The sequence below is a fragment of the Pseudomonas nunensis genome (assembly GCF_024296925.1).
In the GTDB taxonomy this organism is placed as follows: domain Bacteria; phylum Pseudomonadota; class Gammaproteobacteria; order Pseudomonadales; family Pseudomonadaceae; genus Aquipseudomonas; species Aquipseudomonas nunensis.
In genome coordinates this window covers 7,047,570-7,073,784 of sequence record NZ_CP101125.1, presented here as the reverse complement: position 1 = coordinate 7,073,784, position 26,215 = coordinate 7,047,570, and the positions used below count along the sequence as shown (strand labels likewise).

General features: G+C 56.2%; 21 protein-coding genes and 3 pseudogenes. 18 read left to right on the top strand and 6 right to left on the bottom strand.

What is annotated here, in order from left to right:
- Positions 1-9: 9 nt before the first annotated feature.
- The 5 genes and pseudogenes from mhpA (at position 10) to NK667_RS31300 (ending at position 7,029) form a co-directional block, all read left to right on the top strand.
- Positions 10-1,629: a bifunctional 3-(3-hydroxy-phenyl)propionate/3-hydroxycinnamic acid hydroxylase MhpA gene (mhpA, locus tag NK667_RS31320; RefSeq protein WP_054616752.1), complete on the top strand. Its 1,620-nt coding sequence runs from the start codon at positions 10-12 to the stop codon at positions 1,627-1,629.
- Between the two features lie 72 nt (positions 1,630-1,701).
- Positions 1,702-3,071, top strand: a pseudogene (locus NK667_RS31315) (outer membrane beta-barrel protein).
- A gap of 60 nt (positions 3,072-3,131) precedes the next feature.
- Complete coding sequence (locus NK667_RS31310) at positions 3,132-4,388, top strand: MFS transporter (protein WP_054616754.1); 1,257 nt, start codon at positions 3,132-3,134, stop codon at positions 4,386-4,388.
- Between the two features lie 202 nt (positions 4,389-4,590).
- Positions 4,591-6,216, top strand: a complete 1,626-nt coding sequence (locus NK667_RS31305) for a methyl-accepting chemotaxis protein (protein ID WP_236708649.1) — start codon at positions 4,591-4,593, stop codon at positions 6,214-6,216.
- Between the two features lie 39 nt (positions 6,217-6,255).
- A complete protein-coding gene (locus tag NK667_RS31300; protein WP_054616755.1) occupies positions 6,256-7,029 on the top strand; it encodes an ABC transporter ATP-binding protein in 774 nt (257 codons plus the stop codon).
- A 4-nt stretch (positions 7,030-7,033) separates the two neighbouring features.
- Here NK667_RS31300 and NK667_RS31295 read toward each other — a convergent pair whose 3' ends face one another.
- The gene (locus NK667_RS31295; RefSeq protein WP_054616756.1) at positions 7,034-7,933 is read right to left on the bottom strand and encodes a LysR substrate-binding domain-containing protein; all 900 of its coding nucleotides are present in this window, start codon (positions 7,931-7,933) and stop codon (positions 7,034-7,036) included.
- Positions 7,934-8,045: 112 nt separating this feature from the next.
- Between NK667_RS31295 and NK667_RS31290 the strand changes: the two genes are divergently transcribed.
- From NK667_RS31290 to radC, 8 genes and pseudogenes are all read left to right on the top strand, one after another.
- Positions 8,046-8,621 carry a nuclear transport factor 2 family protein gene (locus NK667_RS31290; RefSeq protein WP_054616757.1) on the top strand — a complete coding sequence of 192 codons (576 nt, stop codon included), beginning with the start codon at positions 8,046-8,048 and terminating at the stop codon, positions 8,619-8,621.
- Positions 8,622-8,728: 107 nt separating this feature from the next.
- Entirely contained in the window at positions 8,729-10,063 is a 1,335-nt protein-coding gene (locus NK667_RS31285) for an MFS transporter (RefSeq protein WP_054616758.1), read from the top strand.
- A gap of 57 nt (positions 10,064-10,120) precedes the next feature.
- Positions 10,121-11,482 carry an outer membrane beta-barrel protein gene (locus NK667_RS31280; RefSeq protein ID WP_054616759.1) on the top strand — a complete coding sequence of 454 codons (1,362 nt, stop codon included), beginning with the start codon at positions 10,121-10,123 and terminating at the stop codon, positions 11,480-11,482.
- A 995-nt stretch (positions 11,483-12,477) separates the two neighbouring features.
- Positions 12,478-12,806 (top strand): annotated as a pseudogene (locus tag NK667_RS31275) (hypothetical protein).
- A gap of 65 nt (positions 12,807-12,871) precedes the next feature.
- Positions 12,872-13,840: a DUF932 domain-containing protein gene (locus NK667_RS31270; RefSeq protein ID WP_047335639.1), complete on the top strand. Its 969-nt coding sequence runs from the start codon at positions 12,872-12,874 to the stop codon at positions 13,838-13,840.
- A gap of 111 nt (positions 13,841-13,951) precedes the next feature.
- Positions 13,952-14,956, top strand: a complete 1,005-nt coding sequence (locus NK667_RS31265; protein WP_054616761.1) for a YqaJ viral recombinase family nuclease — start codon at positions 13,952-13,954, stop codon at positions 14,954-14,956.
- A gap of 106 nt (positions 14,957-15,062) precedes the next feature.
- Positions 15,063-15,985 (top strand): annotated as a pseudogene (locus NK667_RS31260) (recombination directionality factor).
- A 46-nt stretch (positions 15,986-16,031) separates the two neighbouring features.
- Positions 16,032-16,529: a RadC family protein gene (gene radC / locus NK667_RS31255; RefSeq protein WP_054616762.1), complete on the top strand. Its 498-nt coding sequence runs from the start codon at positions 16,032-16,034 to the stop codon at positions 16,527-16,529.
- 97 nt (positions 16,530-16,626) lie between these two features.
- On the opposite strand, the gene NK667_RS31250 is transcribed toward radC, so the two are convergent.
- The gene (locus tag NK667_RS31250; RefSeq protein WP_054616763.1) at positions 16,627-17,283 is read right to left on the bottom strand and encodes a YagK/YfjJ domain-containing protein; all 657 of its coding nucleotides are present in this window, start codon (positions 17,281-17,283) and stop codon (positions 16,627-16,629) included.
- Positions 17,284-17,641: 358 nt separating this feature from the next.
- Positions 17,642-17,842: a helix-turn-helix transcriptional regulator gene (locus NK667_RS31245; protein WP_054616764.1), complete on the bottom strand. Its 201-nt coding sequence runs from the start codon at positions 17,840-17,842 to the stop codon at positions 17,642-17,644.
- Between the two features lie 321 nt (positions 17,843-18,163).
- Here NK667_RS31245 and NK667_RS31240 point away from each other — a divergent pair, with 321 nt between their 5' ends.
- The 5 genes from NK667_RS31240 to NK667_RS31220 all read left to right on the top strand — a co-directional run bounded on the left by NK667_RS31240 (position 18,164) and on the right by NK667_RS31220 (position 22,417).
- Positions 18,164-19,015, top strand: coding sequence for a hypothetical protein (locus NK667_RS31240; protein WP_054616765.1), 852 nt, complete (start codon positions 18,164-18,166; stop codon positions 19,013-19,015).
- A gap of 510 nt (positions 19,016-19,525) precedes the next feature.
- Entirely contained in the window at positions 19,526-20,983 is a 1,458-nt protein-coding gene (locus NK667_RS31235; RefSeq protein WP_054616766.1) for an AAA family ATPase, read from the top strand.
- Between the two features lies 1 nt (position 20,984).
- Positions 20,985-21,623: a retron Ec78 anti-phage system effector HNH endonuclease PtuB gene (gene ptuB, locus NK667_RS31230; RefSeq protein ID WP_054616767.1), complete on the top strand. Its 639-nt coding sequence runs from the start codon at positions 20,985-20,987 to the stop codon at positions 21,621-21,623.
- Positions 21,624-21,885: 262 nt separating this feature from the next.
- On the top strand, positions 21,886-22,125 hold the full coding sequence (locus NK667_RS31225; RefSeq protein ID WP_054616768.1) for a type II toxin-antitoxin system RelB/DinJ family antitoxin: 240 nt from the start codon (positions 21,886-21,888) through the stop codon (positions 22,123-22,125).
- Positions 22,115-22,417: a type II toxin-antitoxin system RelE family toxin gene (locus tag NK667_RS31220; RefSeq protein ID WP_054616769.1), complete on the top strand. Its 303-nt coding sequence runs from the start codon at positions 22,115-22,117 to the stop codon at positions 22,415-22,417. Before NK667_RS31225 ends, NK667_RS31220 begins: the two co-directional genes overlap by 11 nt.
- An 81-nt stretch (positions 22,418-22,498) precedes the next feature.
- Here NK667_RS31220 and NK667_RS31215 read toward each other — a convergent pair whose 3' ends face one another.
- From NK667_RS31215 to NK667_RS31205, 3 genes are all read right to left on the bottom strand, one after another.
- Complete coding sequence (locus tag NK667_RS31215; RefSeq protein ID WP_054616770.1) at positions 22,499-23,611, bottom strand: PDDEXK family nuclease; 1,113 nt, start codon at positions 23,609-23,611, stop codon at positions 22,499-22,501.
- Positions 23,612-23,781: 170 nt separating this feature from the next.
- Positions 23,782-24,591 carry a YfaP family protein gene (locus NK667_RS31210; RefSeq protein ID WP_054616771.1) on the bottom strand — a complete coding sequence of 270 codons (810 nt, stop codon included), beginning with the start codon at positions 24,589-24,591 and terminating at the stop codon, positions 23,782-23,784.
- 3 nt (positions 24,592-24,594) lie between these two features.
- A complete protein-coding gene (locus NK667_RS31205) occupies positions 24,595-26,214 on the bottom strand; it encodes a DUF2300 domain-containing protein (protein WP_054616772.1) in 1,620 nt (539 codons plus the stop codon).
- Position 26,215 lies beyond the last annotated feature (1 nt).

The window sequence follows — 26,215 nt, the reverse complement described above, 5'->3', positions numbered from 1 at the left end:
GGCACAGTCATGAATAAGCACACCACAGTCGATGTCGCCATCGCTGGTTACGGCCCAGTCGGCCAGACAATCGCCATTCTCTTGGGGCAAATGGGTTATTCGGTCGCCGTATTCGAACGCTGGCCAGCGCTTTATCCATTGCCTCGCGCGGTTTTTTACGACCATGAAATTCGGCGGATATTCCTGTCAATGGGGCTGGGTGAAGAGCTGGCAAAAATCTCCCAACCCTCAGCGCGTTATCAATGGTTCAACGCCGACTGGAAAGTGCTGGTGGAGATCGACTGGTCGGCCGAATCGATCAGCGACGGCCCCTTCGGCTACCTGTTCAATCAGCCGTCGCTAGAGGCGGCGCTGGATCGTAAAGCCAAAAGCATCAATAGCGTGCAGGTTCATCAGGGCTGGGAAGCTACCGCGCTCAAGCAAGATGCCAATGGCTGCGACATGGTGCTCAACCGGGTGATTCGCGAAGACGGCAAGTTTTCCTTGGGCGAAGAGCAGCAAAGCGTTCGTGCGCGTTATGTGATTGGTGCCGACGGTGCCAACAGCTTCGTGCGCCAGTCCTTGGGTATTGAATGGCAGGATCTGGGCTTCCAGGAAGATTGGCTGGTGGTCGACCTGCAACCGAAACCGGGCGTAGAACTGGATGTGCCGGACATCGGCCAATGGTGCAACCCAGAGCGTCCGACCACCATGGTTCCCGGCGGCCCAGGTTATCGCCGCTGGGAATTCATGCGCCTGCCCCACGAAACCATCGAGGACCTGCAAGACACTGACAAGGTCTGGTCGCTGCTATCGCGCTGGGTCACGCCGGACACCGCCGATCTGGTGCGCCACGCGGTCTATCAATTCCGCTCGCGCATTGCCGACAACTGGCACAGCGGCCGGGTGATGTTGGCTGGCGATGCGGCCCACGTGATGCCGCCGTTCATGGGCCAAGGCATGTGTTCGGGGATCCGCGATGCGTGGAACCTGTCTTGGCGCCTAGACCTGCTATTGCGTGGGCTGGCAGACAATAGTTTGCTGGACAGCTACACGCTGGAACGCAAACCGCAGATTCGTGCGGTGATCGAAGCGTCCATGGCAATGGGCAAAGTGGTGTGCGTCTCGGACCCGGTAGAGGCTGCCGAGCGTGACGCCGCGTACTTGAGCGGCAATGTGGCGCCGTTGCCACCATTCCCGGGTTTGACCGACGGCCTGTTGCAGGAGGAAAGCCAATTGCGCGGCATCCTTGGGGTACACGGATCGATTGAAATCGATGGACAGGTGAATCGCTACGACGAAGTGATTCAGCGCGGTTTCCACCTGTTGGTGCGCGGTGAAGAAGACCCGTTGGCGGTGCTCGACGCGCAGCAGCAGGCGTTTATTCGCGACTACGGCCTGCAAGTTGTGCGACTTGCGCCGCAAGCGGATAGCGCCAAAGGGATCTACCGCGACGTCTCCGGTAAATATTTGCAGTTCATGGCTGAAGCTGGACTCAAAGCAGTCATCGTGCGCCCTGACTACTACTGCTACGGCGGTGTGGGTGAGCTCTCGGCACTGCCGAAACTGCTCAATTCGTTACGTCAGCAATTGCAACAGAATGCAGGTCAACAGCCCGTTGCTAATGGCGCCAGGACTTGTAACGCCTGATTTCTGCTTTTTCTAATGGGCAGGGACGCCCCCCCTTTTTCAAGTTCTGACAACAAAAACAAGAGACAGACAATGCACAACATCAAGGTAAAAACGCTTGGTGCGGTTCTAGCCGCCTTCGCGACGCTTAATACCCACGCCGCTGAACCCGCTTCGCCCGCTGAGACGGGTGAAGGTACGCTGTTTCGCAGCCTGTTCGGTGACACGCTGGAAAAGGACTACGGAATCACCGTCTCCGGTTTGTTTGACGTCGGTTATTCACGCAACAACCGCTCGACCCATGACGAGCGTCAGGATGGCTTGAGCAATTTGCCGCTGGTGGGCTTCGCCGATGAAGGCCTGGAATGGGGCGGCCTGCACCTGTTTGTCGACAAGGCGCTCAAGGGCGATATGATTCCGCGCATCACTCCACTGCCCGGCCCGGCGCCGACCGAAGCGTCCTTCGGTTTCACCTTCGAAATGAACTACGGCCGTAACGCGCAATTCGCCCGCACCCAAGGCTGGGACATGCATTGGGACGTCAACTCACCGGGCGATGATGACCCGGCGAAAGCTCAGCGAGACAAGCAGAAATTCCTCGCCATTCCCAACATCGCCGCGACGGCTTACTTACCTTACGGTCCCGGCATCACTGCCATGGCCGGTGTTTTCGGCCCGGCTCTCGGCTATGAAATCCCGCCGAACATCCGTGCCGCGCGCAACCCGTTCGCCAGCAAGACCTACGCCTTCGTCAGCGAGCCCGGTACGGTCGGCGGTGTCCAGCTGGCACTCGCCTGTACAACGGCGAATCAGGAATTCTCGGTGTAGAACTGGGGGTGGTGCAGGGCTGGAACAACCTGCGCGACAACAACGACAGCAAGTCGCTGATGGGGGCCGTGCGTTGGCGCACCGCCGACATGCAGACCTGGATCGACTATGAATTCATTCTCGGCAATGAACAGAACGACAGTTTCAGCGATGTGCAGGCGCCGACGTCACGCCTAGTCTCGGCAGACGGTCAATTCAAACAGCAGCACTCGCTTAACGGCTGGCACCGCTTCGACTCGAACTGGTCGATGGGCGCCGAAGTGGTCTATGGCCATCAGGACGGCGACGGCAAAGCCACCACAGTCGACATCATCAACGGTCCCGGTTTTGATGGGGCGCATTGGTGGGGTGCCAACGCCGTGCTCACTTACCAGCAACGACCGGACCTTTCGTATTCGGTACGCGCCGAGCATTTTGCCGACCCTGACGGCTTCGTCCTGCTGCCCGCCTCCACAGCGCGCGGCAATTTCAACGCTGTCACCGCCGGCCTGCGTTATGACCTGAACAAGTACATCTCGCTGCGTCCCGAAGTGCGTTACGACGTGTTCGATGGCAATGCCGACGACCACCCGTTCGGCGCTGGGCGTGACCGCACGCAACTGACCGGACTGGTCGAAGCGCTGGTTTATTTCTAAGGCTCTGGCAGCCGGGTTGCTGATGTGGCTGCCTCCATTAACTCCATCCGAGTAACAACCATGAACAACAATAAGCATGCGTGGGATGTTCGCTACGAGTTCAAAGCGGTGGCCCTGCTGGCACTGGGTTTCGGCCTGGTGGGCCTGGATCGGTTCATCATCCTGCCGCTGTTCCCGGTGATGATGAAAGACCTCGGCCTGGACTATCAGGACCTCGGCAATGTGACTGCGGTCCTGGGGCTGGCCTGGGGCATTTCTTCGATTTTCATGGGACGGCTGTCCGATCGAATCGGCCGGCGCAAAGTCCTGATCCCGGCCGTTCTGGTGTTCTCGTTACTCGCAGGGCTTTCCGGCCTGGCAACCGGTATCGGCGGGCTGATGCTTATTCGCGCAATCATGGGCATCTCCGAAGGCGCCTTCACGCCGACGGCACTGGCGGCCACGGCAGAGTCATCGCACCCTGCCCGGCGCGGCATGAACATCGGCATCCAGCAGGCGTTTTTCCCGATCCTGGGTCTGGGCCTCGCGCCAATTCTGGCCACCCAGCTACTGCAGGTGGTGCCGTCCTGGCGCTGGGTCTTTGTGATTGTGTCGTTGCCGGGCTTCCTGTTGGCCCTGGCGATGTATCGACACTTGCGGGAAACCCGCGCCGTGCCGCCGCCAAAAGTCGAAAGACGCACAGGCGCCGATCACTCGGGCTGGCTGGATGCCCTGCGCTTTCGCAATGTATGGCTGAACATCGTCGGCATGTTTTGCATGCTTACCTGTCTGTTCGTCATCAGCGTGATGATGCCCAACTATCTGATGGACTATTTGCACCTGCAAGTGCAGCAGATGGGGTTTGTGATGTCGGCCATCGGCCTCGGTGGTTTTCTCGGACAGTTGATCATGCCGGCGGTATCGGACCGTATCGGCCGCAAACCGGTGGTGCTCATCTCGTTCGTAGCTACCGGGGTTTTTCTATGGTTGCTGATGGGCACGGGCGCTGAGCCGGTGAAATTGTTCGCGTTGCTGTTCCTGACGATCTTTTTCAACTTCAGCATGATCTGCATGACCGTAGGGCCGCTCACCAGCGAGTCCGTTCCAGCAGCACTGACCTCCACCGCCACCGGTCTGGTGGTAGGCATCGGTGAGATTTTTGGTGGCGGCGTAGCGCCGGCTATCGCGGGGTATATCGCCCAGCATCACGGCATCGAAAACACTATGTATCTGGCACTCGGCGCTGTGCTGGTCGGGCTGCTCGTCGCGACCTGTTTGCGCGAAACCGCCCCGACCAAAGTTTCTGCAACTGCCGCCGAGGGCATCGACAGCGTTTAATACATTCACTCCTCCCGGGGAGCGACAGGATGTCGGAATGGCGTGTCTGCATAAAGCGACACGTCCCGTCATGCACAAGGTGTGCATGCCGGTGCCGAGTGCCACGATCACTCGGCACTGATTTATCCCGATAGAGCTTCATTGAAATAACGGCGCTGGCCACAAGCTGGCGCCGAATCATTCCTTCTTTGAGGAAAATCCGTTGTTTTTCAGAAAAATGAAGTTGGCACCGCGCTCGATTTTTGGCTTTGGCCTGTGTGGCCTGGTCGTTTTGCTGCTCGGATTGTTCTCGTTGAGCATGGTCAAGCAAATGAGTGTGGAGTCCGACGCGATTAGAGAGGTCTGGGTTCCTGGAATCATCCGGTTGGCGGCGCTGAACAATGCGGAAGATCGAGCCGGAATCATGACCTTCCGAATGGTCGCCCTGCGGGACCCAGCGGCCCTGACAGCCAACCAGAATTCGCTGATGCAAGTACTCGAAAATGTTCGCCAGCAGCAAGATGCGTTTACCGCGCATCTTCGCCAATCGTCGGAGCGGGAGATTTTTCAACGCTATTTGGACGCTTCGACGGCGTTCCGTCATGAACAGCTCGAGGTCATCCGGCTGGCAGGCGAAGGTCAGCGTCAGGCAGCCACTGATATTCTCAATGGCCCTATCGACAAATTTGCCATTGAACTGGGCGCACGCTCCGGTCAATTGCTGGATTTTTACCTGCAGCAATACCAACAGGTGGCCGAGCTCGAACAACAAACCCGCCAGCGCGTGGTGACGGGCGTCATCGCGGCTATTGCCCTCGCTGCGCTGTTGACGGTCATATTGGCGACGCTCTACACCCGAAGTATCAACCAGCCACTGCTCGAGGCTCTCAAGGTCGCGCAGAATATCGCGCGCGGTGACCTGACATCCGCTATCAACGATACGGGGAACGACGAACCGGCCTTATTGCTTCAAGCGTTGAAGACCATGCAGCTTCATCTTCACGACACTGTTTTGCGCATAACCGGTTCGTCCACCCAACTGGCGCTGTCTTCGCAGCAGTTTCATGGCGTGATCGCGACAACGACCAGCGGACTTCAGGAGCAGAACAAGGAAATAGAACAGGCCGCCGCGGCAGTCAACGAAATGACCGCAGCCGTTGATGAAGTGGCGAGGCACGCATCGGCAACGGCGCTTGCCTCAGGAACCACGGATGCAGCGGCGCAAACCGCAAAGGCCCGGGTCATGCAGACCCTCGAGTCGCTCTCGGCATTGACTCAGGGCATCTCGATTACAGCGGCTCGAGTCCAGGAGCTTGCAGGCAGTGTGTCCGGGATCAACCGGGTGCTTGAGGTGATACGGTCGATTGCCGAGCAGACCAACCTGTTGGCACTCAATGCGGCCATTGAAGCCGCCCGGGCTGGCGAAGCGGGTCGCGGATTCGCCGTCGTCGCCGAGGAAGTTAGAGCGTTGGCGTTCAGGACGCAGCAATCAACCGGGGAAATCGAGCAGATGGTCAGCTCAGTGCATAACGTGGCGACACACGCGCTATCGTCCATGCAACTGAGCACCGATCGTGTCCATTCGACCCTAGGCATTGCCCAGGAAGCAGAGTCGGCCTTGCAAGAAGTGACCGTGGCTGTGGAGACGATTAGCCAGATGAACGTGGTCATCGCCAGCGCTTCAGAACAACAGGCTCTTGCCTCTCGGGAAATCGACCGCAGCCTGGTCAACATCCAGAATCTGTCCGTACACACCTCGGCCAGCGCAGTACAGATACACTCGACTAGCGAAGAGTTGTCACAGCTGGCCGCAGGTCTGCGCGGACTTATCGACAGATTTCGCATCTAGCCCGACTATTTCTGCGTTTTTTTCTGCAAGGTTTTTCAAATGATCGAGTTCCATCAAGTCACTGCATATCAGCATCAGACCCGAGTGCTCGACCAGTTGAGCCTGAAGATCGGACCGCAGGAGCGCGTGGCCATTCTGGGCCCCAATGGCGCGGGTAAAAGTACCCTGCTGAAACTGATCAACAGGGAACTCTATCCCGTCGCTCAGGACGGCAGTTACCTGAAGCTGTTCGGCAGCGAGACCCTGAACCTGTGGCAACTGCGCAACAGGATCGGCTTCGTGTCCCAGGACCTACAAGAGGACTACACGCCCTACACCCGTGCACTGGACGTTGTGGTTTCTGGTTTTTTCGGTGCCATCGGCATTCATGAACATCTGCAACCGACCGACCTTCAGGTTGAGCAGGCACGTGTAATGATGGCTAGTCTCGGGATTTCGCAAGATGAATCCTGCATGTTCCAGCGCCTTTCCACCGGGCAGAAAAGGCGTCTGTTGCTGGCTCGCGCCCTGGTGCATCAGCCCCAGGCGCTGATCTTCGATGAGCCGGCCAACGGCCTCGACATGGGTGCAAGCATGGCCATGCTGACGCTGCTACAAAGTTTTTGCAGTGAGGGCCGGTCATTGCTCATCACCACCCACCATGTTGACGAGATAATTCCGGAAATCGAGCGAGTGGTGTTGATCAGGCAGGGACAGATTTTCGCGGACGGCCCTAAATCGGAACTATTGACCAGCGAACATCTGTCGGAGCTCTACCAGACCCCGTTGCACATCAGCGAGAAAAACGGCTGGTATCGCTGCTGGCACGATTGAGGCTTTAGTTTGCCGCAGACGCCACGCCACCTTGGTGGGCAACCCGCAGAAACGCACGCACTGCACCGCCGATTTCTTTGGCGCGGCTGATGAGTAGCAAGTCGGTGTGCGGCTCCACGTCGTCGAACGAGCGGTAGGTCAGGCCCGGAATCTTGACCTGCATCAACGGCGCCGGAACCATCGCGACCCCCATGCCGGCGGCAACCAGCGCCAGCACGCTCAAGGTGCTGGTGGTCCGTTGCACTTTGGGTTCGCGTCCCAGCGCCCTGCGCAACCCAGCCAGCATGTATTCGTCGGCGCCGTGTGCGGCGTAGATGATCAACGACTCGGCGCCGAGCATCGGCACGCGCAAGGTTTTGTGGGTCGCCAGGGGATGGTCCTCCGGTAAGGCGACGACCAGCGGCCATGTCCCGATGCGCTCAAACAACAGATCTCTGTCGTGGGCCTGGCCGCCATGACTGGGCGCATAACCTAGGTCCAGCTGACCGTTCTGAATGGCTTCGACCTGCAACTGCGGCGCCAGCTCGCGCAGGATGACTTCAGCATCCGGATAAGCCGCACGAAAAGCGCGGACGTCAGCCATTAACCGACCACTGAATACCGCATTGCCGGCAAAGCCGATACGCACCGTGCCCATCTCGCCCCGCAAGGATCGCTGCACCACACGCTGGGCATGCGCGGCTTGGTCAAGGGTGCGCTGCGCTTCGGCACGCAACAGAATCCCGGCTTCAGTGAGCTCAACGCGACGACTGGTGCGCAAGAATAGCGGGCCGCCGAGCTCCTCTTCCAAAGCTCGGATCTGCATGCTCAGCGCCGACTGAACAATATGCAACCGCTGGGCTGCCCGGCCGAAGTGGCCTTCCTCGGCAACCGCGAGGAAATACCGCAAATGACGCAGATCCATGGGCATCCAACTCCATCAGATTTAATGATCGATCATTCATATCAATCTATTTGTAGTTATCTGTCCAGCAGCAGATGCTGAATTCAACAACACACCCCTGCCGAGAACAATCATGCAGAGTTACCTGGAAGACAGACTTCAAATCACCGATCTGATTACTGGATGGATGCACCGCGACCTGGGTCAATGGGAGCAACTGGCCAACCTCGCGCACCCGGACGGGGTTATTGAAATCACCTGGTTTGAAGGCCCGTTCGCCGAGTTCGTCGAAGGCTCCAAGCGCATGGGCAAATCCGACTTGCGCACCAAACACCTGATCGGCACACCTGTGGTCAGTTTCAATGGCAACAAGGCCGTGGTGGAAACCAATGCGGTGATCGTTGCCGACAACGTCCGGCTGAACCTGGGTTGCAGCGTGCACAACCGCTTCTATGACTTGGTCGAAAAACGCCAGGGCCTCTGGAAGCTGATCAAGCGTCAGAGCATCTACGACATGGGCAGCTTCACGTTCCCCCAGGGCCTGGTAGAGATCGATCGTGAAACCGCGGCGCGCTACCCACGGGAATACGCCCCGCTGGCCTACCTGTTGGATAAAAGTGGCTTCCCGCTTGAACGGGTTTTTGCCACCCGTGGCAGCGAGCTGGAGCAGGCTATGCGCGCCGAGGCCAGCACCTGGCTCGCGGCCTGATCAATCACCTTCGCCCACCTACACAAAAGAGACTTTCAATACCCGACCACTGCTTTGATCTTGCGTCCAACACTTACCGAAAATAATTACAACAGAGGTATTCGCTTGTGAACAATCAACTCGACATCTGCGAGATCGTCGAAAGGAGTCGCTTGGGCGCCTTTCAGATGCTTGTGCTTGTCCAATGCTTCCTGTGCATGGTCGTCGATGGCTTTGACATTCAAGCCATGGCATACGCCGCCCCCAGCCTCATCGCCGAATGGGGCATTGCGAAAGCCAACCTCGGCCCGGTATTCAGCATCAGCATGCTCGGCATGTTGATCGGCTCACTCGCCCTGGGCTCGGTGGCAGACCGCGTCGGTCGCCGGCCGGTGCTGGTGACCGCCTCCCTGATCATGGCCATCCTGATGTACTTTACGGCAAAGGCCACGACAGTGGACGGCCTGCTCGCCCTGCGCTTTTTTACCGGCATCGCCATGGGTGCCATCGTGCCCAACGTCGCCACACTGGTCACGGAGTACGCCCCTCGCCATAACCGGGTGATGCTTTTGACGCTGGTCTCGTCGGGGATGGTGGTCGGAGGGCTGGTCGGCGGAGCCATTGCCGCCGCGCTGATTCCACTGTACGGCTGGCATGCGGTCTTCTACCTGGGTGCCGTCGCACCGCTGTGCCTAGGTCTGCTGATGCTTTTCGCACTCCCCGAATCACTGCAGTGGTGCGTTCTGCGCGGTCGCCAACTCGACCGCGTAATAGCCATCCTTACCCGTATAGAGCCCGGCCTTCAAATCAGCGAACAAACAACCCTGGTGATCGGTGAACCGCGCAAGAAAGGCCTGTCGCTCGCTCACTTGTTTGCCGATGGCAGGCTGCCTGGCACTCTGCTGCTTTGGCTGATCAACTTCATGAACATGCTCTGCGTGTATTTCCTCGCGTCGTGGACGCCGGTGCTAATGAGTGGCGCGGGCCATTCACCTTCGCAGGCTGTACTGGCGGGCACGTCCATGTGGCTGGGCGGCTTGGCGGGCGGCTGGCTACTGGGCTGGTTTGTCGACCGTCGGGGTTTTGGCGCGGTACTGGTGCCGACGTTTATCGTCTCCGCGGTGGCCATCGTCCTCTTCAGCCACTTCTACACCTCGATCAATCTGGCCTACCTGAGCATTGCCGTCGCCGGCTTTGGCATCCTCGGTGGTCAGGCTGCACTGAACGCCATGACTGCGACTTTTTACCCGACGGCGCTGCGTGCCACCGGCACCGGCTGGACCCTGGGGATCGGGCGTCTGGGAGGGATCTGCGGCCCCTTTATCGGCGCGCTGCTGCTGTCGCTGCAATGGTCGACGAGTGACCTACTGGTGGCCGCCGCCATTCCCGCCAGCATCACCGCCATCGGCGTCATTGGCTTCTGGCGCCTGAACCGTACGACGGCTATTCCAGTTACCCAATAAACGCCCGACACCGCGGCCAGTGGATGGCCGCCCACCAATAAAAACAAGAGAAACCCCATGAAGAACATCAACGTTCAATCGTTTGTTGCGGTTTTGCTCGCCCTCGCGACGGGTCATTGCTTGGCGGGCCAGCCGGCTGACGTCGGCGAAGGTACTGTGTTTCGTGGCGTTTTCGGCGATTCGCTGGAGCGCGATTACGGCATCAAGGTGTCTGGCTTGCTGGACGCCGGTTACTCCCTTAACAACAACTCATCCCACGCAGACCGCGAGTCAGGGCAAACCAACACCCCCGTCGCCGGGTTCGGCGATGAAGGCTTCGAGCTCGCCACCCTTCACCTGTTTGCCGACAAGGCGTTAAAGGCCAATTTCATCCCGCGTGTGACCCCGTTGCCGGGACCGGCGCCCACAGAGGCGTCGTTCGGCTTCACATTCGAAACCGCCTACGGTCGCAACGCCCAGCAAGCCCGCACCTACGGCTGGGACATGCATTGGGGAATCAATTCACCGGGTGACGATGACCCGGACAAAGCCCGACGCGATAAGCAAAACTTCCTCGCCGTGCCCAACATCGCCGCCACTGCTTACCTACCTTATGCTGGCGGCTTTACCGCCATCGCCGGCATTTTCGGCCCGGCGCTCGGCTACGAAATCCCGCCGAACATCCGCGCCGCACGTAACCCGTTTGCCAGCCGTTCTTATGCCTTCATGACCGAGTCCGGCGCCGTCTCCGGCTTCTTGCTGGGCAAACGCTTGGTCAACAACTCCAGCATGTTGCTCGGTGCCGAACTGGGCGTGATCCAGGGTCAAGGCAACCTGCGCGACAACAATGACAGTAAGTCGCTGCTTGGCGCACTGCGCTGGCGAACGCCCGACATGAACACTTGGATCGATTATGAGTTTCTCGTCGGAGACTCCCAAAACGACAGTCGCAACGACATTCAAACACCGCGTGGCCGACTGATTTCGACTGATGGCCAGTTCAAGCAGCAGCACTCGCTCAATGGCTGGCACAAATTCAACGAAGAGTGGTCAATGGGCGGTGAAGTGCTCTACGGCCGTCAATCGGGCGATGGCAAAGCGTCGACCGTGGACATCGTCACCGGCCCTGGTTTCGATGGCGCGCACTGGTGGGGAGCGAACCTCGTGTTGACCTACCAGCAACGCAAAGACTTGTCGTTTTCGGTGCGAGCCGAACATTTCGACGATCCGGATGGCTACGTTCTTTTCCCCTCTTCCACCGCTCGTGGCGCCTTCAATGCGCTGACCACGGGGCTGCGGTATGACTTCAACAAATACCTGTCACTACGTCCGGAACTGCGCTACGACTGGTTCGACGGTCGCGACGATGCACGTCCTTTCGGCCAGGGTGATGCGCGGAACCAACTGACCGGAACCGTCGAAGCACTGGTGTACTTCTAATGTTGCCAGCGCGACCATCGTAGGATCGGCGAATAGTTACCTCAAGACATTGGCTTGAGGTGTCGCCCCAGGAAGATAGGCAGATGTTCAGTGATGTCCACTTAAGGTCGAGGCTGTGTGAAAAGGCACTAAATACCTCGAAAACTGAGAGTCGCGAGAATTGCCTATGAAATCAGCGGGCGGAAGCTCGAATCAGGTAATGTCCCTTGCGCCCAGATGTAAGTAATGTCGCCACACACGCAAGCCGAATTTCGGCAGGCTGGCTGGAGCGATCAGGATCTTGCCGAAATTCTCGATCTCGCAAAGCAACACCATGGGCCGCGAAGCGCATTCTTGCCGGTTCTTCAGCCAGTCCTATTCGCCGAGACCATTTCCCCGCCGAGGCGAATCAGGACCGCACCATCGAATTGCAGTCCCTGCATTCACTTACTAATGTGGGGAAGATCCCGAACAACCAGTCTCTGAATTTCCAGCCGCATGGTCTCACCATCGTGTAAGGCGGAAACGGCACGGGAAAGTCCGTTACGCAAGGGTGCTGAAGCAGGCGTGACGTGCCCGGAACCCAGGTGCGGTTTACGCCAATGCGTACGCTGCGGATTATCAGCAACTCATACCAAGCGCTGCCATCGACTTCGCAGCAGACGGCGCCGCCGAACAGACGACCTGGAACAGTCATCGCGATAACATCCAGGATGAAGTGGTTCGTTCAGCGTGCGATCCAGTACTTCGGCAAAAGGTGTCCTCGCATCCCTGAACCCAAAATCCATCAACAGCGTGTAGACCGCGTTACGAGCCAACCCCTTAGAAATACCAGCGGGTGCCACCCCTATCGCCATGACTGCGTCCAAATCGACACTTATTGTCAAATGCGACCACATTCAAAAAAATTTGAGACCTATATCACCTCTATGAACGCCCACCTGTATCGACTGCAGTTGGGATTTTGGCGTGCCTGCACTTCGCTTAGCACGCTCATCATTTGAGAGGATCTGCGTATGTATAGCCCTTGCCCAAGTTGTAACTCTGGACGCATCGTCACGAAAAATATTGGGAAACAAGCAGGCGGTTTGATCGGTGCCGCAGGCGGCGCCGCCAGTGGTACAGCTGGCGCTCTGTACGGCGCCGAAGCTGGAGCTGTTTTAGGTGTCGCCGGAGGCCCAATAGGCATCGCGATCGGGAGCGTCGCTGGGGCGATTTTAGGGGGGTGTTTGGAGGGGTCGCTGGCAGTATCGCCGGGGCCACGCTCGGTGAACAGATCGATGACAAGGTACTGAATAACTATCAATGCCTAGAGTGCGGTTACAGCTTCAGCGCTAATCGCTAACTCATCGAGTCAGCCCCTGTTTCTCATGCAAACAGGGGCTCCCCTTTGTCAAAGGACCTATTCCCATGGCTCATCTCATTGAACAAATGGCTTATGTTGGCGCAACTCCCTGGCACGGTCTGGGTAGTCGCCTTTCTCCGAAACAACCCATCGAAATCTGGCAGCGCGAAGCGGGTATGGACTGGAAGATCCAGGACAGCCCGGTGCATTTCAAATCCGATAGCATCGGTGCACTTGGCTCAATTCACACCTTCCCTGACCAGAAGGTTCTCTACCGCTCCGATACTAAGGCCCCGTTGTCCGTGGTTTCTCAGCGCTACCAGGTCGTGCAGCCGCGCGAGGTCTTGGAGTTCTATCGGGACCTCACTGAAGTATCGGGCTTCGAGCTGGAAACGGCCGGCGTACTCAAAGGCGGTCGCAAGTTTTGGGCGCTGGCCCGCACTGGCCAAGGTACGACCTTGAGAGGCAACGATCAGGTCAATGGTTATCTCCTGCTGGCCACCTCCTGTGACGGTACCTTGGCTACCACGGCCACACCTACAACTGTGCGGGTAGTTTGCAATAACACGTTGACTATTGCGCTGGACGGTTCGGCCAAAGCGATCAAGGTGCCGCACAGCACGCGTTTCGATCCACAGGCAGTTAAAAAGCAACTCGGTATCGCCGTCTCGCAATGGGACAACTTCATGCACCGGATGCGAATGCTATCTGAACGCAAAGTTCAGTGGCATGAAGCCATGGGATTCTTCATGAACGTGCTGTGTGATGCCAATCCGAACATGCCACTACCGGCAGTACTTCCCAACGAGCGGGCGCTACGCAAGGTGCAATGCCTGTATGAAGGTCAGGGCCGCGGGTCAACCCTGGAGTCAGCTCAAGGAACCGCCTGGGGCCTGCTCAACGCCGTGACGGAGTACGTCGACCACGAACGCCGTGCGAGAAGCATCGAGTACCGTATGGACTCTGCCTGGTTCGGGCAAGGAGCACAGCTCAAGCAACGGGCGCTGGAGGCGGCGCTACAACTTGCAGCTTAGGCCTAGTTTTCACTGTCCTCATAAACCCCTTCCCCATTCTGTTCTTCCACTCCCTAAACGCCTGATCAGCTTCGTGCTGGTTGGGCGTTTTTATGCCTCAAGGAAATGATTATGAGCTCTCAATCCCTACTACATCTCAGAACTAAACCCAGTCCTGCCTTACGCTTGGTCGGCACCAAACAACTGCCGCGTGAGGACTGGTTGACCGTGCGCAAGCAAGGCATCGGCAGTTCAGATGCCGCCGCCGCTGTGGGCCTGAACCCTTATAAATCACAGCTGGAACTGTGGATGGAAAAAACCGGGCGTGACACCTTACTAACCATGCTCGATCCGCAGGATGAGGAAAGCCCCGCGTACTGGGGCAACATCCTGGAGCCGATTGTCGCATCCCATTACACCCGGCGCAGCGGTCATCGGGTCCGCCGGGTCAATGCGGTTCTGCAGCATCCTGATCCCAAACTGGCCTGGATGCTGGCCAATATCGACCGTGAGGTTATCGGTGCGTCAGAAGTGCAGATTCTCGAATGCAAAACCGCCGGCATAAACGGCGCACGTCTCTGGAAAGAAGGCGTGCCCGAGTATGTGCAGTTGCAGGTCATTCACCAGTTGGCCGTGACTGGCAAGCAGGCGGCGGATGTGGCGGTACTGCTCGGAGGTCAGCACCTGGAAATCCATCGCATTGAGCGCGATGAGTCACTGATAGCTCGGCTGATCGACCTGGAACGGCTCTTCTGGGATTACGTCGTCAGTGACACCCCACCGCCGGCAGACGGTTCGGCCTCAGCGGAGCAAGCTTTGCGCTGTCTGTATCCGCACGACAATGGACAAACCCTAGACTTTAGCCAGGACACACTGCTCTGCACGGCCTTTACCGAGCTGCAGAACGTGCGCAAGTCGATTGCTCTGCAGGAGGCGCAGGAAGCTCAACTTAAGCAAACACTGCAACAGGCCATAGGCGATGCCAGTCGGGCGACCTTCGCAACCGGCAGCATCACGTGGAAGAAAGCCAAAGACAACTTGGCTCTGGATATCCCCCGCCTGCTAAAAGAAAAGCCTCATCTGCAAGTTCGCTACTCGACCACCAAAGCCGGTAGTCGACGTTTTCTGCTGGCTTAAACGATCGTTCGCTCCTCCCTTATCCCCGTGCCCTTTCCCTTCAATGCCACCCTGGTCGCTCACGCGGTCTCGGTGGCGTTTTTATTTCAGTGACAGGAGAACTCCCATGCTCAAAGGTTTAGCCATCACACCGCCGGTTTTAGGCCGAATTTCCATCGGCAAAGTCGTCGAAAAGAACGGTAAGCGTCTGCCAGAAAAGGACGATCAATTTACCCTCACCTCCCAATTACATAACCGTGACGGCTGGTTGCTGCATCCCCTTAACGAAGAACTGCGCAATGGTAAGGACGGCAAGCTGCGCAGCATTCCGATCCGGCTGCTGTTCAACGAGCCGGACCTCAACTTTCGGGCTGACTACAGCCTGTTCGACCGTAATACTGGCCGGCCGCTGTGCGTCGGCAATGGTGAGACCTGCAAGCGTCTGACCAAGGATGGTATTCAGTCGTTGCCCTGCCCTTCACCGGATGGCTGTTCACTGGCTCAAGGCAATGCCTGCAAACCTTACGGCCGGCTCAACGTTGTGATTGGCGATGACGATCCACTTGGCAGCTTTGTCTTTCGCACCACAGGCTACAACAGCATCCGCACCCTGGCAGCGCGACTGCACTATCTGCAAGCCATCTCCGGCGATCGACTGGCCTGCCTGCCGCTGGAGTTGCGTCTTCGCGGTAAGTCCACTCGCCAAAGCCACGGTGTACCGATTTTCTACGTAGACATCACGGTACGCAGCGGTCTGGGCATGGAAGATGCCTTACTTGCAGCCAAGCAATTGGAGGAGACCCGTCAAGCCGCAGGCTTTGACCAGAGCGCCTTGGATCAAGCGGCACGGCAGGGTTTTAACAATGGGGCCTTTGAGGACACCGTGGAGGACACAGGTGCCATCGTCGAGGAGTTCTTCCCTGTCATTGAAGATCAGCCCAGCCGTATAGAACTCAACCCCCTCCACCGGCAGCGCCTGCCAAACCCTCACTTGCCCAGAAGCTGGAATCGCGAGCCTCGCAGCACAAAAGCAGGTCTTCGGTTCAGTAGCCATCAACTCTTCTGCGTTCTTCCCTATTCGCTCAGGAATACCCGAATGAAATATCACAAGCTGATAGCCGGTGAAACAATCGGTACCTATGTCATGGAATCCCCGGTTACCGAGGCTGACATCCTGCAGATGGCACAACAATTGGCAATGAGCCGTCTGTCTAAAGGCCGGGCATTAACGGAGCCAAAGCAGGTTTTTAGCCACCTGCAAACACTGCTGCAGTACCACGAGCACGAGGTCTTTGCGCTACTACTGCTCGACAGCAAACATCGAGTGATTGCCTTCAGGGAGCTATTCAGAGGCACGCTGGATGGTGCCAGCGTGTACCCGCGAGAAGTGGTCAAGATTGCATTGGAGCTCAATGCTGCAGCGGTAATTCTGGTACATAACCACCCATCCGGTGATCCTGAACCTAGTCAAGCCGATCGCACGCTAACCCTGGCGCTCAAGAGCGCCCTCAGCATGATTGGCACCCAGACGTTGGATCACATCGTTGTAGGTCATGAAGGCTGCGTATCTCTGGTTGAACGAGGTTACCTTTAACTCCAATGTACACACCGTCCGATGGACCGCCTTTGGCACTGCCAGGGTGGTCGTCGGCACGGTGTCCTTCTATTTTTTTTGTGATTCAGCGTTGTGCTCAGCTTCTGCTGCACCCGAAACCATGGGAACCATCCCCAAAAACCTTTGTGCTCGACTTACACAGGTAGCTCGCACGATGGAAGAAGGCTGCCTGTCCGACTATCTCGTCGCGATACATGTGATAGTAAGGATTTTGTGGAATCTCGACCAATCCCCTGACAGCCTCTACTGATAACCCTAAAGCGCTTGCCCACGCTCCTTCCAAGCGATTAAACATGTTGTCTCTGCCTGATTCGAGCTTACCCAGCGCATTGAATGCATCGTAGTTCAGCAAGATCGCAAAGTGATGATGTGGTCGCGCGTGCTGCCCTTGCTCCCTAGCCCAGACGTAACGCACCTTGGTGTCGTGCGCGTACTTATTCACAAGTTTCGCCATTTGGCGATTGTGCTTGATTTTGGCTTTAAAGGATTCGATGAAGCGGTCAATAACTTCGTTCGTGAAAGCGTAATCGGGCAATTGATTGTTAGCTGGTAGCCGCAGGTCAAACCTGAATGCGAACACACGAGGGTACTGATTAAGCGCTCGAGATACCGTCTGATGAAGACGGTTTAGGTACTCTTGGATGAAGGGTCCCTTATCCACTTGCACGGTCAGGCCTTGATAAGAACCTTCGTAATGAAGGGTTAAGTTCGTGTTGCCTGGATATCTAGCCATGATTGAGCTCCGAGTATTTAGTTTCATATAGTCAGGCCCGCTAGTACATTTTTACTTACACCTAAGAAGGTAGAGCACAATACTGCTCTGCTTAGAGCACCTATCTTCCCTCCGACACACCTCCCACACCTAATCAGTACAGACAAGCCAAACTCACAATAGAGATACTGTATAAGCATAGTACCAATACCGAAACTTTCTGACGGCACAACACTAGATAAACCACCCACAAGCCCTGTTAAAAAGATACATTACAGAGACACAACAACTCTGGAAAAACACCATGAAGGATAAGTTCCTTCATGGTGTTAACTAGAACCGAGCCAGTGAAATTCACAAAGGCAAACGCAGCAGATCCTCAAGCATCATTCTTCACCAACTGATCCCGCTCTTTAACTTTACTTAGTATCCAAGCGTGAACTTCACTTTCCAGCCAACCTACACAACGGTCCCCCAAGGAAATAGGTTTGGGAAATGAATCCCCCGAAATAAACTTGTAAATCGTAGATCTAGCAAGGCCCGTTAGATCCATGACCTCTTTCAATCGAATTATCCTCATGAACGCAGCTCCTGTATTCGTCCAGAGGATTGGCAAGCCCAGTAAAAATTAACGTGCTACAGACTCTACCCCTCACCCAGAGGAGGAACCTGGCGAGGCAAACTTGGCAAAGCAGCGCACCTAATGGTAACCAAACGCAAAAATTGCTCGTGAATTGGAGGTTGCTCCACTTCGCCAGATCGCTGCTTAAAAAGGTTCATCACCCCAGTAAAGACTGAGCAACCGCGATATTATATCTACTAGAGACAATCTTGATTGACACTTGAATCATGTTAGAGTAAATCTACATAATTACTTGATCCACGCTAGAAGGACACTATAGTGGCACTACACCTTGAAGATGCTCTCTCCCAAGTTCTCGGCGAAACGGAATACAGCAATCGCCACGATATATGGCTGTGGTACACACTTTTATTCTACGAAACTAGATTTAACCCAAATGACTACTCAGATACTGGCATGAGAGACAAAATGGCCAGGTATCTTCAGACCAGGACTTGGAGAGTCGACGAACTACTTAAAGAAAGACGCAAACAACTTGTCCATAAAAGAGATATTGAGTGGATAACGGAAGACCGCCGTGTAGCAGAGTGGATGACAAAAGAAATTCAAAACTCGACCGGACATAGCCAACTCAAGAATTACTTCGACCTAAAAGAAAAAGATCTACCTATCGCGATCCTCGACGTATGGCAAAGAGACATAACTCAAAAAGCAAACCTACTTAGAGATCTTGAACAAAGATGGAAAAGCCACAAAGCAAACGACAGAGTGTATGCTTGGTTTAAAGATGACGACCAGAAAAGCCAATTCGCTTGGGACTGGCTAGAAAAGAACTCCTTCGTCGTCACACTGGGGTCAGCCCCCTTCGAAACATTCGAAGACATCTTGATTTTTTTTGACAAAGCGAATTACTCACGAGAACAAAAAGAGCTTTATATAGGAAAAATCAAAAAAGGATGGACTCAAAAAAAATATAGAGAAAATCTTAAAGGAAAGGCTCAGTACAACTTCGTACTTTCGGACAAAGCAATTGTAAGCCTCGAGAAACTGGCAAGCCGCTATGAAGTTAGTCGAGCAAGACTCTTAGAGATACTGATAGAAATGGAAGCAGAAAAGAACGATCACGTACCCGAAAAAATCAGGACAGCACAATTGCTTAAAACCTCATAAAAAATAGCACCAACGCCAATTGAGCTCTCCCTCGGCTGGGGGGCCACCCCTTACAAGCTAGAGTTCAGGCAGAGCTCTTCGATTTATCACTTAGTACCTTATCGAAGGATAGGACTAATACGCCAGACGAGTAAAATGACTTGGTTCTAGCTTTGCACAGGCAACCCAACCATATGTCGATCATTACTCGTCTTTTTTAAGACACTTACATCCACGATGAACTTGTGTCATTTAAATCTTGTCACGATTTAGCTTCAGCTTCCGCACACTAGATCTGGGATTGTATTTGATCGAGAGCACCTAGAAAAATCAATAGCGCCCCTCCCTAGAGCACTGCATCAAAGCAGCATTGAATTCCAGGTGCACCCCCTCTCACCAGACAAGAAATTTGAAGGGGAGAACGTGAGGCACTTCGTCAACATCAGGACGATTTTTCAGTTCCTCCAAGAGGCTGCGCTGGAAGCAGGTCAACAGGTAGACTAGCGTTTTAAGCGTCGGCTGGAGTTTCGCATGGGCACCCAGGAAAACATGACGAGTGCCGGAAAAAATTCGCTGCGGCTTTCCCAGTTGCGACTGCGTGATTTCCGCTGCTTTGAATCGATCGATATCGACTTCCACCCGCAGTTGACCGTATTGGTTGCGGCCAATGGTACGGGTAAAACGTCCATTCTCGACGCCATCGCCATCGCCTTTGGTCCTTATATAGGGGCATTTGACGAGGCGGTGGGCAAGCATTTTGAGCCTAGTGATATTCGCCAGTTTCGTGCCAGACAAACCACTACAAACGAAATGGAATACGCCCCTCAAGGGGCTAGGCTCGAGGCTACGGGATTCGTTCCCGGCAGTCTGCTCGATCGGCTGTCCGATGATCTACTGCCCACTATTTGGCGCCGTCACCTTTCCAGCGCGACCAAGACCAAGACATCGGTCAAAGACGCCAAGGAATTGGTTGCCTATGGCAAGCGCATGCAAGAAGCTTCGCGCACGCCCGACACTGAGGTCGTTCTGCCACTGATCGCGTACTACGGCACTGGACGTCTGTGGCAGCAAAAAAAACTGACAGATGCGAAGAACATCCAACGCACCTCAAGAACCGTCGGCTACACCGACTGCCTCGATCCGGCATCCAGCTATAAATCGTTCGTGCAATGGTTTCGCTACTGGAGCCTGAATGCCAAAGAAGCCCAACTCAAGGCGCTTGAAGCAGGGGTCAGCATTGCCAAAACCGAATTCGACACCTACATCCAGTCAGTTAGTCGAGCCGTGAACGTGTGCATTCAACCGGCAGGCTGGAGCGGTATCGAGTACTCCTTCACCCGCGACACGCTGGTTGCCCGACATGAGCAATTAGGCGAACTACCAGTCGAGTGGCTCAGCGACGGTATTCGCAACATGATAGGCATGGTGGCCGATATCGCATTTCGCGCAACCAAACTCAACGGCCACCTTGGTGCGCAAGCGGCGCAAAAGACACCAGGCCTGCTGCTTATCGACGAAGTCGACATGCACCTGCATCCGGAATGGCAACAAGTAGTGCTGCTCAACCTGGCCCAGGCGTTCCCGGCCATGCAGCTTATCGTGACAACCCACAGTCCTCAGGTGTTGAGTACGGTCTCATCGGACAGTGTGCGAATCCTGCGCAGCGAAATCGTTCCCGAGACCACCAGCCGGGTCACCACCGTCAGCGAGCCACAATGGCAAACCCGCGGCGTCGCCAGCTCCGACCTGTTGGCCCGTATCATGGGCGTCGATCCGGTACCTCATGTGCCTGAGGCAATCTGGGTTTCTGATTACCAGGCACTGATTCAACAGAACCTTCATGAGCAGCCTGAGGGACGTATATTGAGAGACAGGCTGGAAGCCCATTTCGGGGCTGAACATCCAGTTGTGCACGAACTTGATCGACTGGTTCGTTTACAGGGAATCAAGCAGCGCCTGCCCCGCGAACTTGGCAACAGGGAGCGTTGAGGTGCGGCGTCTGAATAGACAAGACGAACCTCCGGCGGGCCTGAGACGTTACCGGCATGGCCGGGATGCCTGGAGTGCTGTAACACCCGAAGAGCGCATGGCTATCTGGCTGTCGCTGGACTTAATGCAAGGGCCTCGATGTGCTTACTGCGATGGGCCAATGGGTGATGGAAATCGTCATATCGAACATTTCCGCCAGCGCGGGAGATACCCCCAAGGTACGTTTGATTGGAGCAATCTGTTTGGCTCCTGCAACCGTGCCGGAACTTGCGGAATGGCCAAGGACCAGTGTGGAGCTTATTCCCCAGAAACGCTGATCAAGCCTGATATCGAAGATCCTGACGTATTCTTGCTTTTCACGCCCGGCGGCACCGTGCGGCCACGTGCGGGGCTGACGGCAAACAACCATCTTCGTGCCACAGAAACCATCCGCATTCTTGTGTTGGACGGTGCCTTAAATCAGATTCGTCGCGCGCAGCTCTGCGGCTATATTCAGACCATGGAGATTTTTGCAGACTACGCCGAAGCTTATCCCGACGATGATAGTTGGGTTGAGGAGTTGGAGCGGGAGGTACGCGACACCGCGCATTTGCCGTACGCGACGGCGATCAGGCATGTGCTGACTCGTCAGAGCGAGTGATTGTTCAAGCCCAGCTAAGGCCAGCAAAAATAGTTAGATCCATATCGATTCAGCAGTGTGGGTTAAAGAGTGGGTCAAAACAGAGATCAGAAATAAAATTCATATAAATCAATAATATATAAATAATAGAAGCCGGCCACAAGCCGGCTTTTTAATGCCTGAAAGAAAGCATACCTACCATCTGAAAACCCTACATAAGGGGTTGTGGAGCCAGCGCCGTAATTGCTACCGTAACGACAAACGTCATTACAGGTTTCTCACCATGGCCTCCATCAACATTCGTATCGACGATGATCTGAAGCAGCGTTCATTCGCGGAGCTGGAAAAGCTCGGGGTTACGCCTTCCGAACTGCTGCGTCAAACCCTGCAATACGTCGCCGAACGCGGCAAATTGCCTTTCAAAGCTGCACTACTCAGCGAAGAGGATGAAGCCCTCATCGCCGTGGTCACCGAACGTCTTGCCGCCCCTCAGCGAGTCAAGGTAAGCCTGGATGACCTATAGCCTTGAATTTGATCGTCGCGCGTTGAAAGAGTGGAACAAACTGGGCGACACGTTGCGCCAACAGTTCAAGAAGAAACTTGCAGAAGTACTCGAGAACCCTCGCATTGAAGCCAATCGTCTTCGCCAACTGCCTGACTGCTACAAACTCAAATTGCGCAGCGCCGGCTATCGACTGATCTATCAGGTGCTCGATCAGGAGGTGGTGGTTTTCGTGGTCGCCATCGGAAAGCGCGAACGTGAAGCCGCTTACCAAGATGCGCAGGAGCGAATCGGTCAGCAGCCTGCTGACTAATTTGATGTGTCGCCGCAGTGCTACGCCGAATGCCACATTCAGCGCATCGGCCTGTTGGTGATCTGGCGAGCCCCCAACCGTCTAAACGTTAGGTTCTTCAGTTACCGGCACAGCTTCATAGTGGGGAAAGCGCTGCTTCAGCCGCTCAATCGTCCACCGCCACTTAGCTGCAGTCGGTCGGCAAATCGTATTTTGGTTCCCAAACATTCCAATTTCTCGCACGGCCCGCTCCACCGGAACGGTTTCCAGCCATTGGATTGGAACGAAGTATTCGCAACGCTCCGGATCACCCACAAACTCCGCGTGATATTTGGCTCGAGTCGCGACCTCTAATACAGGGCGCTCAACGCCATCCTGCATGACTGTAAATTCTATTGCAGGCATGGCTGAACCAAGAACGCGCCCGACGCCAACGTAGCCTTTCTGAGGAATATTGACCCAGACTCGATCCCCTGGGGATAGTAACTGCAAAGTCTTGCTGTACCACGCACCGCCGCCACCGGCTATGAAGCCGAACTCCACAGCATCAACCCACGAACGGGAAACGGAGTCGCCGAACGAACAGTAGAACTCACCGTTCCAAGGCTCGCTATGCCCTTCGCTTGTCGACACAGCGTTCACTTGAGTTTGTACCGGGTCCAGCAACCAGGATCGGCTTAACAGCTGTTGGTCGCCCACCTGAAAAATCTGAAAGCAGAGCACGTTGATCGGAATATCTCGTTTACTGAGGTATTCAACGATTCGCTCACTGCTCGAATCCAACTCCGTAGCGACGATGATTAACTGATGGCTTTTGTTCAGCTCATCGTCATCCAGCACACGCCCAAAACGAGCCAGGAAATCTACGTCCAGGCTGTATCCCGGTCGGAACCTCTTGTAGATCGCTGCGATCTCGTCGCCACGTAAACCCTCGACCCAAGCACCGTAGTCGAGGGTTTGAGCGACAACCTCACGAGGGGTGCGATCACGTTTGAGTTCGATCAGAATCAAAGCACCATCAGGTGCAATGGCCAATAAATCGATGCGACCACCTGTACCGGTGTTTTCCTGTTTGCCTATCAGCATCCATTCATCCGATAGGATACTGGGAGACTGAATAATCATGTCCTCCAGCACTTTTTCGCTTACCAATCGGCTAGGGGCTAGTTTGTTAGGCGAATGACCGACGGTCCAGACGTCTGTTTTGATAGGCAAGGGTTAAATCCTTATTTGAATGTTTCTGAGAGATCGGAGCCGCCATCTCCGTGAGCACCATGGCATCGCTGAAAAACTAACACGGCAGTGGATTTTTTCGACTCGACGCAATTGGGCAGCAAGCTGCTGCCCAATTCAATTGTGCAAGAGCTGATTGCACAATCCCCTCATCACGGATAACTAAACCCCTTAACCAACGTCAACTCCCCCACCGCCCGCATCGGCACCAGAAAAGTCTCCATCTTCTCGTTCGGCGTGCCTTCCTCCGTAATCACCGTCACCTGCGCGGTCGTCAGCGCCTGCACCGCGTCTTCCTGCCCATCCTCATCACTCCGATACCCACCACCGAAGTAGTTCACGTAAACCAAATACTGCCCCTTGATCGGCGCCGGCATGGAGAAGATCTCCGGGCCATACCCCGTGGTTACGTCAACATCCAGCGCCGCGCCGTTCGGTGCAACGCGATCGCCATACCAGATGTGTGCGCCGTCGGGCGTCACCAAGTGCAAATCCAGGTCCGTGTTGTCGCTGTCCCACGACAACAACACCCGCAACTTGGCCGGCGTAGCCCCACCGCTGGTGTGAAGAAATTGCGTGCGATGCCGCTGCTGGCCATCCGGGCTGCGGACTTCGACGCTGTTGCTGCCGTTGGGGAACGAGTACGGGCGATCAAAGCGTCCGGCAGCGTCGATTTTCAGCGGCATGCTGATGCCGTTGACGATCAATCGGCCAGGCTCGCCCGACTTCGGTGTGGCTTTGATCTGGCCGCTGATGCGCGCGGTGTTGGCTTGGCCGACCGGGGTGTTGACCGAGGATGCGGGGTAGTTGACGGGCTGGCGGTAGTTTTCGCCTTCGCCTTCAACGGCACCGGTTCGCCAACCGCCCACGGGGGTATCGAGATCGACTGCGGCGGCGTAGGTCGTCGGCAGTGCGCAAAAGGTACAGAGGAACAGGAAGACCTGTGGATAACGGAGTTTCATGGCCTATTCCAGCAAGAGGTGGCGGGCGAGCCCTTCGATGTAGGTTTCATCCTGGCCATTCGGGTGTGCTTCGAAGGCCAGGTGCAGGTATTCGTGGGTCAGGTCGAGGCGGTCCTGGAGGGACAGCACGCCGCGCACATAAATGCGCTGGCGTTCGCGGTCGACATAGGGGCGGCCGAAGGTCAGGCGGCAGACGGCGAAGGTGTTGACTTCGTTGTAGCCGACTTTGTTTTCGAGGCGTTGGCGCCAGCCGCGGCGTTGGGTTTGCAGCCAGTCTTGCGCGGCGGGCAATGCTTCGCAGGAGGCGACGGGGTTGTCCCAGCGGCTGAGGCTGGCGCGCGGGTAGGCGTGCAGCAGGATCGCGTCGTAACGTTGGCCGGCGTTGGCTTGTTCGACGGCTTGTTGCCAGGAGAGTTTGTCCGGCCCGGGTTGGTCGGAGTGATAGGTGACGGTGCTGCCGGCCAGGACCAGGTCGCTGGTCCACGCGGCGATGTTGCGCGATTCAGCGGTGGCCGGGCGCGGGGCAACGCGCTGACGGCTGCTGCTGTCGTCAATGCTCAGGCAGTCACCGTTACGGGTGGCGTTTTGTAGAAGATAGGTGCGGATAGCGACGGCCAGAGCCTTGGCAGCCTCTAAAGGTTCGGCTTTGGCTTCCCGTTGCAGGACGCGGGCGACGTATTCTTCGCGGTCCAGACGGGCGACGAGTTTGTCCTTGAGCAGAAACAGTTCGCCGTCGCTGTGGATATCGAGTTGATTGCCATTGGCGAACTCAACGCGATAGTCGCCCTGCAACGGCCCATCGGAAACCACCCGATCACCTGCCAGAACGCGACCCACCGGATAGCGTGAAAACAGCCCGACTTCGACACAACGCCCAGCATCCACGGGCCAATCCACCGGTACCACCGCAGCCAGCGCCGCACCATAATGCCGAAGCACCATCTGACTGGTCCCGCGCCCTCCGGCCCAGATCGGCGTGCCATCCAGCGTCCAACCGGCAAACCCGCCCTGACGCGACGCCGGATCCTGATCCCCCAGCCAGCTCCAGGTTTTCACCCGCAACCGGCCACCGAGTTCACCGACGACATTGCCGTCAGCGGCGTTCAGCACCACATCCAGCAACACGCGCCGCGCTTGATCCTGCGCCGGCATTACGGCCAGCGCCTTCAACAACTCAACAACTGAAACCCGCGTCGAAGGCTGTAGTGACGGCAAATTCAGCAACCATTCCGGCGCCTGCCGAGCCTGCCAATACTGACGCCAATCAGCGCCCACAATGCCAAGCCGCGCAGGCTCGAAGTACAACCCGCAGGACTTCACCAACGCCTGATCACGGCCAATCTTGCCGCCCGCTGTGCAGCAATAAACTTCTTCCTTCGATTGCCCGCGACATTCGTACGCCGGTTCCCGCGCACCGGTATCCACCAGCCAGCCGTAGACAAACAACTTCCACAAACTGCCTAACGGCGTCTGCAGATCTGAAGGCAACGGCTCGCGTGAAATCACCTGAGTCGGGCTCAACGAAATCAACTCACCCTTGAAGCCCAGCCGCAGCGGTTCGTCCTGCGCTGTCGCCAGCGCAGGGAGCAAACACAGCAGCAACCAGACCAGAGGTCGGGTCATG